Genomic DNA, 14929 nt, shown 5'->3' with positions numbered 1-14929 from the left:
GTCGTTATAGTAGCAGGTTTGGCCTCTTTCCCTTTCCGCAGTTCATGGAATAAATCCGTGGAACAAATCCGTATTCGTGGGGCTCGCACCCACAACCTGAAGAACGTCAATCTCGACCTACCGCGTCACAAGCTCGTCGTTATCACGGGGCTTTCGGGCTCCGGCAAATCGTCGCTGGCGTTCGATACGCTGTATGCGGAAGGACAGCGGCGCTACGTCGAAAGTCTGTCCGCCTATGCGCGGCAGTTCCTGCAACTGATGGAAAAACCGGACGTCGACCTGATCGAAGGGTTGTCGCCGGCCATTTCGATCGAACAGAAGGCGACCTCGCACAATCCGCGTTCGACGGTCGGCACCGTCACCGAAATCCACGACTATCTGCGCCTGCTGTTCGCGCGCGTCGGCACGCCCTACTGCCCCGATCACGAGATTCCGCTCGAAGCGCAAAGCGTGTCGCAGATGGTCGACACGGCGCTCGCGCTGCCTGAAGAAACGCGCGTGATGATCCTCGCGCCCGTCGTCAGCGATCGCAAGGGCGAGCACACGGATCTGTTCGAGGACATGCAGGCGCAAGGCTTCGTGCGCTTTCGCGTGCGCTCGGGCGGCGGCACCGCCAACGAAGGTACCGCGAAAATCTATGAAGTCGACTCTCTGCCGAAGCTGAAGAAAAACGACAAGCACACGATCGACGTCGTGATCGATCGTCTGCGCGTGCGCCCCGACGTGAAGCAGCGCCTTGCCGAATCGTTCGAAACGGCGCTGCGTCTCGCCGACGGCCGCGCGATCGCGCTCGAAATGGATACGGACAAGGAGCACCTGTTCAGCTCGAAGTTCGCCTGCCCGATCTGCTCCTATTCGCTGCAGGAACTCGAGCCGCGCCTGTTCTCGTTCAACAACCCGATGGGCGCGTGCCCCGAATGCGACGGCCTCGGCCAGATTACGTTCTTCGATCCGAAGCGGGTGGTCGCGCATCCGTCGCTGTCGCTCGCGGCGGGCGCGGTGAAGGGCTGGGACCGGCGCAACCAGTTCTACTTCCAGATGCTGCAGAGCCTCGCGGCGTTCTACGACTTCGACATCGACACCGCGCTCGAGGACCTGCCGGAAAAAGTCCGCAAGATCCTGCTGTACGGTTCGGGCAAGCAGGAAATTCCGTTCTCGTACATCAACGAGCGCGGCCGCACGTCGGTGCGCGAGCACGTGTTCGAAGGGATCATCCCGAATCTGGAGCGGCGCTACCGCGAAACCGATTCGTCCGCGGTGCGCGAAGAACTCGCCAAATATCAGAATAACCAGCCATGCCCGGCGTGCGCGGGCACGCGGCTGCGTCGCGAGGCGCGCTTCGTACGCATCGGCGCGGACAGCGACGCGCGCGGCATCTTCGAGATCAGCGGCTGGCCGTTGCGCGATGCGCTCGGCTACTTCCAGACCCTGCGTCTCGAAGGCTCGAAGCGCGAGATCGCCGACAAGGTCGTCAAGGAAATCGTCGCGCGTCTGATGTTCCTGAACAACGTCGGGCTCGATTACCTGTCGCTCGAACGCAGCGCCGAAACGCTGTCGGGCGGCGAAGCGCAGCGCATTCGCCTCGCTTCCCAGATCGGCTCGGGGCTGACCGGCGTGATGTACGTGCTCGACGAACCGTCGATCGGCCTGCATCAGCGCGACAACGACCGGCTGATCTCGACGCTCAAGCATCTGCGCGATCTCGGCAACTCGGTGATCGTCGTCGAGCACGACGAGGACATGATCCGCATGGCCGACTACGTGGTCGACATGGGCCCGGGCGCCGGCGAGCACGGCGGCATGGTGATCGCCGAGGGCACGCCGAAAGAGGTGCAGAAGAACGCCGCGTCGCTGACGGGCCAATACATGTCCGGCGCGCGCACGATCGAATACCCCGACGAGCGCAAGGATCCCGACGAGCGGCGCCTGCGCATCGTCGAAGCGTACGGCAACAATCTGCACAACGTGACGCTCGATCTGCCGGTGGGTCTTTTGACCTGCGTGACCGGCGTGTCCGGCTCGGGCAAGTCGACGCTGATCAACGACACGCTGTATCACGCGGTCGCGCATCATCTGTACGGCTCGGCCACGGAGCCTGCGCCGTACGAGTCGATCGAGGGCCTCGAGCACTTCGACAAGGTGATCAACGTCGATCAGTCGCCGATCGGCCGCACGCCGCGCTCGAATCCGGCCACCTACACGGGCCTTTTCACGCCGATCCGCGAGCTGTTCGCGGGCGTGCCGGCCGCCAAGGAGCGCGGCTACGATCCGGGCCGCTTCTCGTTCAACGTGAAGGGCGGGCGCTGCGAATCGTGCCAGGGCGACGGCGTGCTGAAGGTCGAAATGCACTTCCTGCCCGACGTGTACGTGCCGTGCGACGTGTGCCACGGCAAGCGCTACAACCGCGAAACGCTCGATATCCAGTACAAAGGCAGCAACATCAGCGAAGTGCTCGACATGACGGTCGAACACGCGTACGAGTTCTTCAAGGCCGTACCGGTCGTCGCGCGCAAGCTGAAAACCCTGCTGGACGTGGGTCTCGGCTATATTCGCCTGGGTCAGTCGGCCACCACGCTGTCGGGCGGCGAGGCGCAGCGTGTGAAACTGTCGCTGGAACTGAGCAAGCGTGATACCGGTCGCACGCTATACATCCTTGACGAACCGACTACCGGCCTGCACTTTCACGATATCGCGCAGTTGCTGGAAGTCATACACCGGTTGCGTGACCAGGGTAATACCGTCGTGATCATCGAACATAATCTCGATGTAATCAAAACTGCGGACTGGGTCATCGATCTCGGCCCCGAAGGCGGCGCCGGCGGCGGGCAGATCATCGCCCAGGGCACGCCCGAGCAGGTCGCGAAGTCGAAGGCCAGTTTTACCGGCAAATATCTGGCGCCGCTGCTCAAGCGCGCCGCCACCACAAAGTAACGCTGCACTACCGAGGTTGGAGACGGGATAAGCCATGACCAAGCGTAATCAGGCGCACGAAGAAGATCGGGTGCAGGACCTGCGCCCGCGCCCGGTCAGGCTGACCAGCGACATGAGTCTGCCGAAGCTGTCGGCGGTCGAGATCGGCAGCTACGTGGTGATGCTGTTCGGCATGTGGGCGGTGATCGAACTGAAGCTGCTCGGCGCGCTGCTCGCCGGGCTGCTGGTGTTTCAGCTCGTGCATACGATCGCGCCGCGCATCGAGCGTCACATGTCGAGCAAGCGGGCGCGCTGGCTCGCGGTGGTGATTCTGTCGACGCTGATCGTCGGCGCGCTGACGGGGCTCACGCTCGGCATCATCTCGCATTTCGAGAACGACGTGCCGAGCGTGCAGGCTCTGCTCGATCAAGCGATGCAGCTGATCGACGAGGCGCGCGGCAGAATTCCGCAATTCGTCGCGAACTCTCTGCCGGTCGACACCGAGCAGATGAAGACGAAGGCCGCGGAACTGATGCACACGCACGCGAACATGCTGCAGCAAAGCGGCACGACCGTGGCGCGCGCGTTCACGCACGTGCTGATCGGCATGATCATCGGCGCGATCATCGCGGTCGGCGCGCAAAAGCATATCCAGCGGCTGCCGCTGTCCACCGCGTTCGTCACGCGGGTCACGCGTTTTGCCGACGCGTTTCGCCGCATCGTGTTCGCGCAGGTGAAGATTTCCGCGCTCAACGCGGTGTTCACGGCGATCTTCCTGCTCGTGATACTGCCGGTCTTCCACGACCGGCTGCCGCTGTCGAAGACGCTCGTGCTCGTCACGTTCATCGTGGGTCTGCTGCCGGTGATCGGCAATCTGATCTCGAACACGATCATCGTCGCGGTCGCGCTGTCGGTGAGTTTTCCGGCGGCGATCATGTCACTTGTGTTCCTGATCCTGATTCACAAGCTCGAGTACTTCCTGAATGCGCGGATCGTCGGCGGGCAGATCGAGGCGCGCGCATGGGAGCTGCTGATCGCGATGCTGGTGATGGAAGCGGCGTTCGGTATCGCCGGGGTCATCGCGGCGCCGATTTTTTATGCGTACATCAAGCGGGAGCTCATTTATTTGCGGTTGGTGTGAGTTGGGCTGGGTCGAGTAGCAAAAGTCAGCGCTCACTAGCGCTCTGCAGCACACGCGGCAGTCCACGCAGGCGACGAAAGCGCAAGCGGCACTTCGGTGCCGCTTTTTTTTGCTTCCCGCGACCCTGCATCGTCGCCTCTTGCTGACAGAAAACTTGCAGCCGACCGCGTCAACCCCTAAGATGCGAACAATTCCTATTTACACCCAGTCCGCATCGTGACGTTTCACCTGATCTCCCACCCGCGTCTGCGCCTGGGTCCCGGTTGTGCATTGCCGGCTCGCGCATGAGACGCCAGCTTGTCCGCCTGCACCGCTGGTTCGGCGTCGCGACCGCACTGTTTCTGTTCGTCGCGGGCCTGACGGGCGCGATCATCGCGTGGGACCACGAGCTCGATGCTGCGCTGAACCCGTCGTTTTACCAGGCTCGCACGGTCGGGCCGACGCTGTCCGGCCTCGAACTGGCGAATCGCGTCGAAGCCGCCGATCCGCGTCTTCGGGTGACCTATCTGCCGCTCGCGGTCGAACCGGGCCACACGCTGCAGATGATGGTGCTGCCGCGCACCGATCCGGCGACGAAGCAGCCCTATCCGCTCGATTTCAATCAGATCGCCGTCGATCCCGTCACCGGCGAGATCCAGGGACGCCGCGAATGGGGCGCCGTGTCGCTCGCGCGACTCAACCTGATTCCGTTCATCTACAAGCTGCACTACACGCTGCAGTTGCCGTTTACCGGCGGTGTCGACCTTGGCACCTGGCTGATGGGGATCGTCGGCATCGTGTGGCTCTTTGACTGCGTGATTGCGCTGTGCCTGTCGTTTCCGAGCCTGAAGGCCTGGCGCAAGTCGTTCACGCTCCGCCTGAAACGCGGCGGCTATGCGTTGACGTTCGATCTGCACCGCTCCGGCGGCGTATGGATCTGGGGCCTGCTGGCGATCGTCGCGCTGACGTCGATTTCGATGAATCTGTCGTCCCAGGTGGTGCGGCCGATCGTGTCACGACTGTCGACGCTGACACCCGATCCGTTCAGCAACCCCGAAATCCTGCGCGCGCCGCAACCCGGCGATCAGGTGGTGAGCCGCGAGCGCATCGTCGAACTCGCCGGGCAGGCCGGCAAGGAAATGCATGTCGCCGCGCCGCCGGGCGGGCTCTACTACGCCGAATTCATGCACGCGTATGGCGTCGGCTTCTACACGCCCGGCAACGACCACGGCGACACCGGCCTCGGCAACCCGTGGATGTATTGGGACGCCGCCACCGGCAAGCGGCTCGCCGCGCGGATTCCCGGCCGAGGCACGGCCGGCGACATCTTCCTGCAGGTGCAGTTTCCGCTGCACTCGGGGCGCATCTTCGGTCTCGGGGGGCGGATTCTGATCAGCGCGGTGGGGGTGGCGGTGGCCGTGCTGAGCGTCACGGGCCTGCTGATCTGGCTGAAGAAGCTGAACGCGCGCCGTCGTTCCGCGCAAAACGCGAATCTCGCGAGAAGCACGGGCGGCGCGGCAGCGCGTTCGTAACACGAGCAGGTAAAGGGCCGCGCCGACCTCGACCGTCGCAGTGTTACTGGCGCGGCTCCTAGCGGAACACCACCGTCTTGCTGCCGTTCAGCACGACGCGATGCTCCACGTGCCACTTCACCGCGCGCGCGAGCGTCACACACTCGACGTCGCGGCCGATCGCCGTCAGTTGTTCCGGCGTCATGCTGTGGTCCACGCGCTCGACTTCCTGTTCGATGATCGGACCTTCGTCGAGATCGGTCGTCACATAGTGGGCGGTTGCGCCGATCAGCTTCACGCCGCGGTCGAACGCCTGGTAGTACGGCTTCGCGCCCTTGAAGCTCGGCAGGAACGAGTGGTGGATGTTGATCGCACGGCCGGCGAGCGCCTCGCACAGGTTCGGCGACAGGATCTGCATGTAGCGCGCGAGCACCACGAGGTCGGCCTGATGCTCGTTGATCACTTCGAGCACGCGCGCTTCCTGCGCGGTTTTCGCTTCGGGCGTGCCGCCGAGCAGCGGGAAATGGTGGAACGGGATGTCATAGCTCGCGGCGAGCTGGTAGAACTCCTTGTGGTTCGAGATGATCGCCGGGATGTCGATGTTCAACTGACCGGTGCGGTAGCGGAACAGCAGATCGTTCAGGCAGTGGCCGATCTTCGACACCATGATCACGACGCGCGGCTTCACGTTCGCGTCGTGCAATTCCCAGCTCATGCCGAACTGCTCGGCGAGTGTCACGAACGACGCGCGCAGCGCGTCAAGCCCCGGATCGCCGCCCACCTGCTGAAAATGCACGCGCATGAAGAACTCGCCGGTGCGGCTGTCGCCGAACTGCGCGGAGTCGAGAATATTGCTGCCCCGCTCGAACAGAAAGCCCGACACGGCATGAACGATGCCGGGCCGGTCGGCGCACGACAGTTTGAGGATAAAGCTGTGATCGGTCGACATGACCTCGGTGACTCCCTTCTTCAATGCGTGGTTTGTTTCAGTGGGTACTGGCTGCAAGGGCCCAAGCTAGCCCAGCGCCGGCGGCGCGAACAGCGCGTCGATGCCCTCGCACGCGTCCTCGTCGATCCAGCGGCGGCGCAGCAGGCAATCGAGCGTCGCGAGGCTGGCATCGACGGTCAGCGCGCCTTCCTCGATCCATCGCGCGACTTCGTCGATGCGCGCGAGCCGGTGTTCGCCCACTTCGCCGTCCTGGTTGCGCGGCGCGAAGTCGGCGGGCAGCGCGAGGTCGTAGATGAAAATCTGCTCGGCCTGCGTGCCTTCCGGCAGCGATTGCAGCACGTGCGCGGTGCGGCCCGCGACCGCGCTCGCCGCGATCTGCGCCGGAATGCCCGCTTCTTCCCAGCACTCCTTGACGATCGTCTCGGCGATGCCGAAGCCCCAGCCGATCCCGCCTGCGACGACGTTGTCGAGCATGCCGGGGTCGGTCGCCTTGGTATCGCTGCGGCGCGCGATCCACAATTGCGCTCCGCCAAAGGGCGCTCCGCCAAAGGGCGCTCCACCATCCGCATATTCTACGACGCCGTTCAGATGCACCGCGTAGGTCATCGTGCCGAAGAAGCGCGACGCCGCGCGCTCGATATACGCGAGCGGCGGCGCGTCGAACGCATTGCGGATCGCGTACGTCTCGTTGCGCCAGCCGGGGATGCGACCATCGGCGGCGAGCGCGCCGATCACGGAAGCGAGCGCCGCGCTGCGCAGATCGACGGTGTCGAACGTGGCGCAGAGCGTCACGCCGTCGTTCGCCATCTCGAACACGTCGGGCCAGCGCGCGAGCAGCGGCAGGTCGCGCTCGCGAATCCACCCGACCTGTTCGGCGCCGATCAGAAACGGCCGATGCGCGTTCGCGTCGAAGCGGCGCGCGGCGGTGATGCAGGGCAAAGTCATCGGAAAACTCCAAACTGTCCGCCGTGGTGGCGAACCGGGGCAAAGCAGAAGCGGGCGGATGGCGTGACGACTGTCAGTCGCGCAAGGCGACGCGAATCCCGATCGCGATGAACGTCGCGCCGGCCACGCGATCGAGCCACAGGCCCACGCGCGGCCGCCGTCTGAGCCAGCCGCCGATGATCCCCGCGCACACGCCGAATAGCGAAAACACCACGACGGTCTGCAGCATGAACAGCGCGCCGAGTTCCAGCATCTGCACGGTGACGCTCTGCGCGCCGTCCGGCTGCACGAACTGCGGCAGAAACACGACGAAGAACAGCGTGACCTTCGGATTCATCAGATTGCCGAGCACGCTCTGGCGAAACACCGTCGAAAGCGGCTGCGGCGCACGCTCGTGCGCGGTCGCGAGGGCCTGGCTGCGCAGCGCCTTGATACCGATCCACACCAGATACGCGGCGCCGGCGAGCTTGATCGCTTCGAACGCGAGCGGCGACGAGCGCAGCAGCGCGGCGACGCCGAGCGCCGCGAGTGTCGTATGAAACGTGATGCCGGCGGCAAAGCCGAGCGCGGCGACCAGGCCGGCCGCGCGGCCCTGCGAGATGCCGCGCGCGAGCACCTGCAGATTGTCCGGGCCGGGCGCCACGGTGATCGCGATCGAGGTGGCAAGAAACAGCAGGAAGTTGGGCATCGTGGTGGCCTTCTGGTTGGGCGACTGGTGAACCCTGATGGGTGAGCGATATCGTTGAGCCCGGTTGGTTTTGCCCGGCCAACGGGGCTTGTGCGGTTCATGCGACTTTAGCCGCTGGTACGGCGGGAAACGCTACCGCGCGTCACGGCACGCGCCGTGACTGCCTCCCGGTTCGATGACCGTCGAAACTCGTCACGGTATAGAGCGCAAGACCGCCCTCGCCCAGCAGCTTCGAGCCGCCCAGCTCCGGCAGATCGACGATCGCCGCGCCTTCCACGACGACCGCGCCGAGCCGCTCGAGCAGCAGTTTGCCGGCCATCATCGTGCCGCCGGTCGCGATCAGATCGTCGATGATCACGACGCGGTCGCCCGGCTCGCACGCATCCTCGTGAATCTCGACGGTCGCGGTACCGTATTCCAGTTCATACGATTGCGAGATCCGCTTGTACGGCAGCTTGCCCGCCTTGCGAATCGGGATGAAGCCAACGCTCAACTCATGGGCGACGATCGGCCCGATGATGAAGCCGCGCGCATCGAGCCCGGCAATGTAGTCGAGCTTCGCGTCGATATAGCGCTGCACGAACAGGTCGATCAGCACACGCAGCGACTTCGGCTCGCGCAGCAGCGGCGTGATGTCGCGGAACTGCACGCCCGGCTGCGGCCAGTCGGGCACCGTGCGAATGTGACTTCTGATGTAGTCGGCCGCATCGAGCGGCGCGCTCGCGAGCGCCTTGGACATGATGTCTCCGGATGGACCTCGACAGGTCCGGTGAAAGGCTTGAATCAGGGTCGCCCGCCAGAACGGGCCAGGCTCACGGGTTCAGGCCGCAGCGGCGCGGCGATGCTTCGACAGCCGCTCCTCGGCTTGCGCCAGTTGTTCGGGCAGACCGCGCAGCACCACGATGTCGCTCGCGCGCAGTTTCGTCGACGGGTCCGGTTCGACGCCGCGGATGCCGTGCCGGCGGATCGCGGTCACTTCGACACCGAGTTCGTACAGGCCCACCTCGGCGAGCGTACGGCCCACCGCGTCGGCGCTCTCGTCGACCGGCACCGATTGTAGCCGCACCTGCTCGTGGCCGTCGTCGTCGTCGATGTCGTCGGCGCCGTGGAAATAGCCGCGCAACAGCGAATAGCGTTCGTCGCGCATCTCCTCGACGCGCCGCACCACGCGCCGCATCGGCACACCCATCACGACGAGCGTATGCGACGCGAGCATCAGGCTGCCCTCGACGATCTCCGGAATCACCTCCGTCGCGCCGGCGGCGAGCAGTTTCTCCAGATCGGCATCGTCGACGGTGCGCACGATGACCGGCAGCGTCGGCTCCATCTCGTGAATGTTGTGCAGCACGCGCAGTGCCGACGGCGTGTTCGCGTAGGTGATCGCGATCGCGGCCGCGCGATGGAGGCCTGCGGCCAGCAGCGACTCGCGCCGCCCCGCGTCGCCAAACACGACCGATTCGCCGGCTGCCGCGGCCGCCGCGACACGGTCGGGATCGAGATCGAGCGCGACATACGAGAGCCCTTCATGCTCGAGCATGCGTGCGAGGTTCTGCCCGGCGCGGCCATAGCCGCAGATGATTACGTGGCCGCTCTGCTTCAGGCTTTGCGTGGCGATGCGCGTCATCTGCAACGACTGCATCATCCATTCGGTCGACGACAGCCGCAGCACGACACGGTCCGCGTTCTGGATCATGAACGGCGCGGCGAGCATCGACAGCAGCATCGCGGCGAGAATCGCCTGCAACAGCGTCGCGTCGACGAGATGTCGGTCGAGAATCAGGTTCAGCAGCACGAAGCCGAACTCGCCCGCCTGCGCGAGACCGATACCGGTACGCATCGCGACGCCCGGCGTCGCGCCGAAGAGCCGCGCAAGGCCGGTGATCATGACCAATTTCAGCAGCACCGGGCCGAGGAAAAAGGCCAGCACGACCAGCGGATGCTCCCAGATCACGCGCGGATTGAGCAGCATGCCGGTGGTCACGAAGAAGAGCCCGAGCAGCACGTCGCGAAACGGCTTGATGTCCTCTTCGACCTGATGCCGATACGGCGTCTCGGCGATCAGCATGCCGGCGATGAACGCGCCGAGCGCGAGCGACAGCCCGAATTTGTCGGTGATGAACGCGGCGCCGAGCGTCACCAGCAGCAGATTGAGGACGAACAGCTCCTGCGAGCGGCGCCGCGCGACCACGTTGAACCAGCGCGTCATGAAGCGCTGCCCGACGATCAGCAGCAGCGCGAGGGCCACGACGATCTTGATCGCCGCGACGCCGAGCGCGCTGACCAGATTCTCCGAGCGGCCCCCGAGCGCCGAAATGATGATCAACAGCGGCACCACCGCGAGATCCTGAAACAGCAGCACGCCGAAGATATTGCGGCCGTGCTCGGTTTCGATTTCGAGCCGCTCCGCGAGCATCTTGCTGACGATCGCCGTCGACGACATCGCCAGCGCGCCGCCCAGCGCGACGCTCCCCTGCCACGTGATATGCACCCAACGCTCGAGCACGAAGCCGAGCGACACGGCCACCGCGACCGTGCCGATCACCTGCAGCAAGCCGAGTCCGAACACGAGCCGGCGCATCGTGCGCAGCTTGGCGAGCGAAAACTCGAGCCCGATCGAGAACATCAGGAACACGACGCCGAATTCCGCGAGATTCTGCGCTCCCGCCGAATCGGGAATCAGCCCGAACGCATGCGGCCCGACGACGATGCCGACCGTCAGGTAGCCGAGCATCGGCGGCAGATTCAGGAAGCGAAAGATCACCACGCCCGCCACCGATGCCAGCAGCAGAAACAGCGTCATTTCGAGCGGGGAAATCATCGGCAAAAACGCATGGGTGAAGCGTCCTCGTTCGTCAGCGGAACCGCGCACGAGAACGCCGTGCGAGATGATTGATTGGGCCGGCAAAAAAGCTGCAAAAAGGCGGCAAAGCAGCTGAAAAAGGGATTGTCGACAGGCCGATGCAGACAGCGGCTCGGCACAGCAGGCCCGGCGCGGCGAACAGGCGCCTTTGCTATACTCCGCGAATGATAGCGAAAATCAATGGCGACAGGGCACTCACGCTTGCTCGCGACGTACTCGACATCGAAGCGGACGCCGTGCGCGCGCTTCGCGACCAGCTCGACGGCAGTTTCGTCGGCGCGGTCGATTTCATCCTGGGTTGCCGTGGACGCGTGGTCGTCTCCGGCATCGGTAAATCCGGCCACGTGGCCCGCAAACTCGCGGCCACGCTGGCAAGCACCGGCACACCCGCGTTCTTCGTGCATCCGGCGGAAGCAAGCCACGGCGACCTCGGCATGGTCACCGCCGACGACGTATTTCTCGCGCTGTCCAATTCGGGCGAAACCGAGGAGCTGATGGCGATCCTGCCGCTCATCAAGCGGATCGGCGCGAAGCTGATCGCGATGACGGGCCGTCCTGGCTCAAGCCTCGCGCAACTCGCGGATGTGCATCTGAATTCCGGCGTCGCGAAGGAAGCCTGTCCGATGAATCTCGCGCCCACCGCCAGCACCACCGCCGCGCTCGCGCTCGGCGATGCGCTCGCGGTCGCGGTGCTCGACGCGCGCGGCTTCGGCCGCGACGACTTCGCGCGCTCGCATCCGGGCGGCGCGCTCGGCCGACGCCTGCTCACCTACGTGCGCGACGTCATGCGCACCGGCGACCAGTTGCCGCAGGTCACCCCCGAGGCAACCGTTAGCGATGCCCTCTTCCAACTGACCGCGAAGCGCATGGGCATGACCTCGGTCGTCGACCGCGAGGGCCGTGTGACGGGCATCTTCACCGACGGCGACCTGCGCCGCGTGCTCGAACGCGACGGCGATTTCCGCCAGCTGCCGATCGCCTCGGTGATGACCGCGGGCCCGCGCACGATCGGGCCGGATCATCTCGCGGTCGAAGCCGTGGAACTGATGGAGCGCTATCGTATCAATCAGATGCTGGTCGTCGACGAAACGGGCAAGCTGATCGGCGCGCTCAACATGCACGACCTGTTTTCGAAGAAGGTGATCTGATGGCCGTCGCTCCCCCTACCGCTAGCGAACGCGCAAGCCGCGTGAAGCTGATGATTTTCGACGTCGACGGCGTACTGACCGACGGCGGCCTGCTGTTCACGGCGGAAGGCGACACGATGAAAGGCTTCAACTCGATGGACGGCCACGGCATGAAGCTGCTGCGCCAGGCCGGCATCGAAACGGCGCTCATCACCGGGCGCAAGTCCGGCATCGTGGCCGCGCGGGCGAAAGAAATGAACATCGCGCATGTCTACCAGGGCGTGCAGGACAAGCCACAGGCGTTCGCCGACCTGCTGCGGCAAACCGGCCTCACCGCCGAGGACTGCGGCTACATGGGCGACGACTGGGTCGATCTCGCGGTGATGCTGCGCGTCGGCTTCGCGGCCGCGCCGGCCAATTCGCATCCCGAAGTGATCGCGCGCGCCCACTGGGTCAGCGAGGCGCGCGGCGGTTACGGCGCGGCGCGCGAAGTGTGCGACACGCTGCTGCGTGCCCAGCACAAATATGAAGCACTGCTCGCGGCGGCGTGCAGCGGCGAGCAACGGGGCCTCGTGGGATGAACCAGTTTCGCCTGACTTCGTTGATCCCGCTCATCGCGATGGCGGCGCTCGCCGGCATCACGTGGTGGCTGCTGCAAGCCACGTTGCCGCGCAAGACCGACGACGAGGTGCGCCCGAAGGAACACACGCCGGACTACTTCGCCGACAACTTTTCGGTGTCCGAACTCGACCAGTCAGGCGCGACGCAGTACCGGCTGACCGCGCAGTCGCTGGTCCATTACGAGGACGACGAAATGAGCGACCTCGTCAAGCCGGCGATGCGTGCGTTCCAGCCCGGCAAGCCGATCGTCACCGCGACCGGCGACACGGGCACGGTCAACGCGGACGCGTCGATCGTCAATCTGTACCAGAACGCGCGCATCCTGCGCGCGCCCGGCGGCGGCGATCCGCAGATGCAAGCCGATTCCGAGCATTTCAGGGTCCTCGTCAACGACGATGTGATCGAGACTGAAAAGCCAGTTAAACTTCAGCGCGGCATGTCCGTGATGACTGCCAGCGGCATGAAATACAACAATGTCACCCGGTTTATGCAACTGTTCGGCAATGTAAGAGGCGCAATCGCCGCGTCCGATTCCGGCCACTAAGCCAACGCATACCGGGTAATCCATTCCAGGCGTGACTGCATGAACGAATCGCACCCCCGTTTTGATACCGGCCGTTCGCGCGCGCTGTCCGCGTGCCGCGCCGCACTCGCTGCGCTCGTCGTCGCGCTGCCGCTCGTCGGCTTCGCGCCGCTTGCGCACGCGGACCGCGCCGACAAAGACAAGCCGCTGAACATCGAAGCGGACAACATGACTTACGACGACCTGCGGCAGGTCAGCATCTTCACCGGCCACGTGGTGGCCACCAAAGGGACGATCCTGATCAAGGCCGATCGCGTCGAAGTGTCGCAAGACCCGCAGGGCTACCAATTCGCGACCGGCACCTCGAGCGGCGGCAATCTGTCGTATTTCCGCCAGAAGCGCGAAGGGCTCGACGAATACATCGAGGGTACGGCCATCCGTATCGACTACGACGGCAAGCAGGATCTGACCACGCTGACCACCAACGCGACGGTGCGCCGCCTGCAGGGCATGACGACGCTGCTCGACCAGGTGCACGGCAGCGTGATCACCTACGACGGCCAGAACGACTTCTACACCGCGAAGGCAGGCAAGGACGTCGCAGGTCCGGGCAACCCGACCGGCCGCGTGCGCGCGATGCTGTCGCCGCGCAACGCCGGCGCCGCGCCGTTGACCGGCGCGTCGGCCACGCTCACGCCGTCCAACTCGATCCAGGGAGCGCCGAACCAGTGAGCACCATGAGCAGCACCATCGCGCCCCTCCCCCATCGGAAGCCGGCCGGCACCAGCAGTTCGCTGGTCGTGCGCAATCTGAAGAAGCGCTATGGCTCGCGCACGGTCGTCAAGGACGTGTCGCTCGACGTGAAGAGCGGCGAAGTGGTCGGCCTGCTGGGCCCGAACGGCGCCGGCAAGACCACGTCGTTCTACATGATCGTCGGCCTCGTGCCGCTCGACGCCGGCGAAATCGATCTGGACGGCAAGTCGATCAGCCTGCTGCCCATTCACAAACGCGCATCGCTCGGCCTGTCATATCTGCCGCAGGAAGCGTCGGTGTTCCGCAAGTTGAGCGTCGAGCAGAATATTCGCGCGGTGCTGGAATTGCAGCACGACGAAAACGGCAAGCGCCTCGGCAAAGACGTGATCACGTCACGCACCGAAGCGCTGCTCGACGAACTTCAGATCGCGCATCTGCGTGAAAATCCGGCGCTGTCGCTGTCGGGCGGCGAGCGTCGTCGGGTTGAAATTGCGCGCGCGCTGGCAACCAATCCGAGCTTCATTCTGCTCGACGAACCGTTCGCCGGCGTCGACCCGATCGCGGTGCTGGAAATCCAGAAAATCGTCAAGTTCTTGAAGCAGCGCAATATCGGCGTCCTGATCACCGACCACAACGTGCGCGAAACGCTAGGTATCTGCGATCACGCGTACATCATCAGCGACGGCAGCGTGCTGGCCGCCGGCGCGCCTAGCGACATCATCGAAAACGAAAGCGTGCGGCGCGTCTATCTGGGCGAGCACTTCCGCATGTAAGCACGTACGGCGTCCCCGGCCAAGCGAGCGCGCGCGGCCGGCCGCGGCGCCATTTTTGCGGCACCCGCACATTCGTTGTCAGGCGGCGCAGGGTGGCGCCGCGCGGCGCGCCAAATTGGGCGTACCCAAAAATTGCGAGTGCCGCAAGG

The 14929-nt window shown here is 64.8% G+C and carries 13 protein-coding genes; 8 read left to right on the top strand and 5 right to left on the bottom strand.

What is annotated here, in order from left to right; genetic code table 11:
* Positions 1 to 57 precede the first annotated feature (57 nt).
* The 3 genes from uvrA (at position 58) to F6X39_RS29390 (ending at position 5562) form a co-directional block, all read left to right on the top strand.
* A complete protein-coding gene (gene uvrA / locus F6X39_RS29400; protein ID WP_187619158.1) occupies positions 58 to 2931 on the top strand; it encodes an excinuclease ABC subunit UvrA in 2874 nt (957 codons plus the stop codon).
* Positions 2932 to 2965: 34 nt separating this feature from the next.
* On the top strand, positions 2966 to 4051 hold the full coding sequence (locus F6X39_RS29395; protein ID WP_187619157.1) for an AI-2E family transporter: 1086 nt from the start codon (positions 2966 to 2968) through the stop codon (positions 4049 to 4051).
* A 284-nt stretch (positions 4052 to 4335) separates the two neighbouring features.
* A complete protein-coding gene (locus F6X39_RS29390; RefSeq protein ID WP_187619156.1) occupies positions 4336 to 5562 on the top strand; it encodes a PepSY-associated TM helix domain-containing protein in 1227 nt (408 codons plus the stop codon).
* 58 nt (positions 5563 to 5620) lie between these two features.
* Here F6X39_RS29390 and purU read toward each other — a convergent pair whose 3' ends face one another.
* The 5 genes from purU to F6X39_RS29365 form a co-directional block, all read right to left on the bottom strand.
* Positions 5621 to 6490, bottom strand: coding sequence for a formyltetrahydrofolate deformylase (purU, locus tag F6X39_RS29385; protein ID WP_184067058.1), 870 nt, complete (start codon positions 6488 to 6490; stop codon positions 5621 to 5623).
* A gap of 66 nt (positions 6491 to 6556) precedes the next feature.
* Positions 6557 to 7435 carry an NUDIX hydrolase gene (locus tag F6X39_RS29380; protein WP_187619155.1) on the bottom strand — a complete coding sequence of 293 codons (879 nt, stop codon included), beginning with the start codon at positions 7433 to 7435 and terminating at the stop codon, positions 6557 to 6559.
* Positions 7436 to 7508: 73 nt separating this feature from the next.
* Complete coding sequence (locus F6X39_RS29375; RefSeq protein ID WP_187619154.1) at positions 7509 to 8123, bottom strand: LysE family translocator; 615 nt, start codon at positions 8121 to 8123, stop codon at positions 7509 to 7511.
* Positions 8124 to 8265: 142 nt separating this feature from the next.
* Positions 8266 to 8862, bottom strand: a complete 597-nt coding sequence (locus F6X39_RS29370) for an adenine phosphoribosyltransferase (RefSeq protein ID WP_187619153.1) — start codon at positions 8860 to 8862, stop codon at positions 8266 to 8268.
* A gap of 81 nt (positions 8863 to 8943) precedes the next feature.
* Positions 8944 to 10941, bottom strand: coding sequence for a cation:proton antiporter (locus tag F6X39_RS29365; protein ID WP_184027281.1), 1998 nt, complete (start codon positions 10939 to 10941; stop codon positions 8944 to 8946).
* A 206-nt stretch (positions 10942 to 11147) separates the two neighbouring features.
* On the opposite strand from F6X39_RS29365, the gene kdsD reads away from it, so the two are divergent.
* The 5 genes from kdsD to lptB are packed head-to-tail and all read left to right on the top strand — an operon-like array spanning position 11148 to position 14780.
* Entirely contained in the window at positions 11148 to 12131 is a 984-nt protein-coding gene (kdsD, locus tag F6X39_RS29360) for an arabinose 5-phosphate isomerase KdsD (protein WP_090802947.1), read from the top strand.
* The gene (locus F6X39_RS29355) at positions 12131 to 12691 is read left to right on the top strand and encodes a KdsC family phosphatase (protein ID WP_187619152.1); all 561 of its coding nucleotides are present in this window, start codon (positions 12131 to 12133) and stop codon (positions 12689 to 12691) included. The genes kdsD and F6X39_RS29355 overlap by 1 nt, the downstream gene beginning before the upstream one ends.
* Positions 12688 to 13275, top strand: a complete 588-nt coding sequence (gene lptC, locus F6X39_RS29350; protein WP_018419357.1) for an LPS export ABC transporter periplasmic protein LptC — start codon at positions 12688 to 12690, stop codon at positions 13273 to 13275. The genes F6X39_RS29355 and lptC overlap by 4 nt, the downstream gene beginning before the upstream one ends.
* Positions 13276 to 13314: 39 nt before the next feature.
* Entirely contained in the window at positions 13315 to 13986 is a 672-nt protein-coding gene (gene lptA / locus F6X39_RS29345) for a lipopolysaccharide transport periplasmic protein LptA (RefSeq protein WP_187619151.1), read from the top strand.
* A gap of 17 nt (positions 13987 to 14003) precedes the next feature.
* Entirely contained in the window at positions 14004 to 14780 is a 777-nt protein-coding gene (lptB, locus tag F6X39_RS29340) for an LPS export ABC transporter ATP-binding protein (RefSeq protein WP_090805577.1), read from the top strand.
* Positions 14781 to 14929 lie beyond the last annotated feature (149 nt).

It is taken from the genome of Paraburkholderia sp. UCT2 (genome assembly GCF_014397665.1).
GTDB lineage: Bacteria > Pseudomonadota > Gammaproteobacteria > Burkholderiales > Burkholderiaceae > Paraburkholderia > Paraburkholderia tuberum.
Note: the sequence above shows the minus strand (reverse complement) of the source record. Positions and strands in the feature narration are given on the sequence as shown.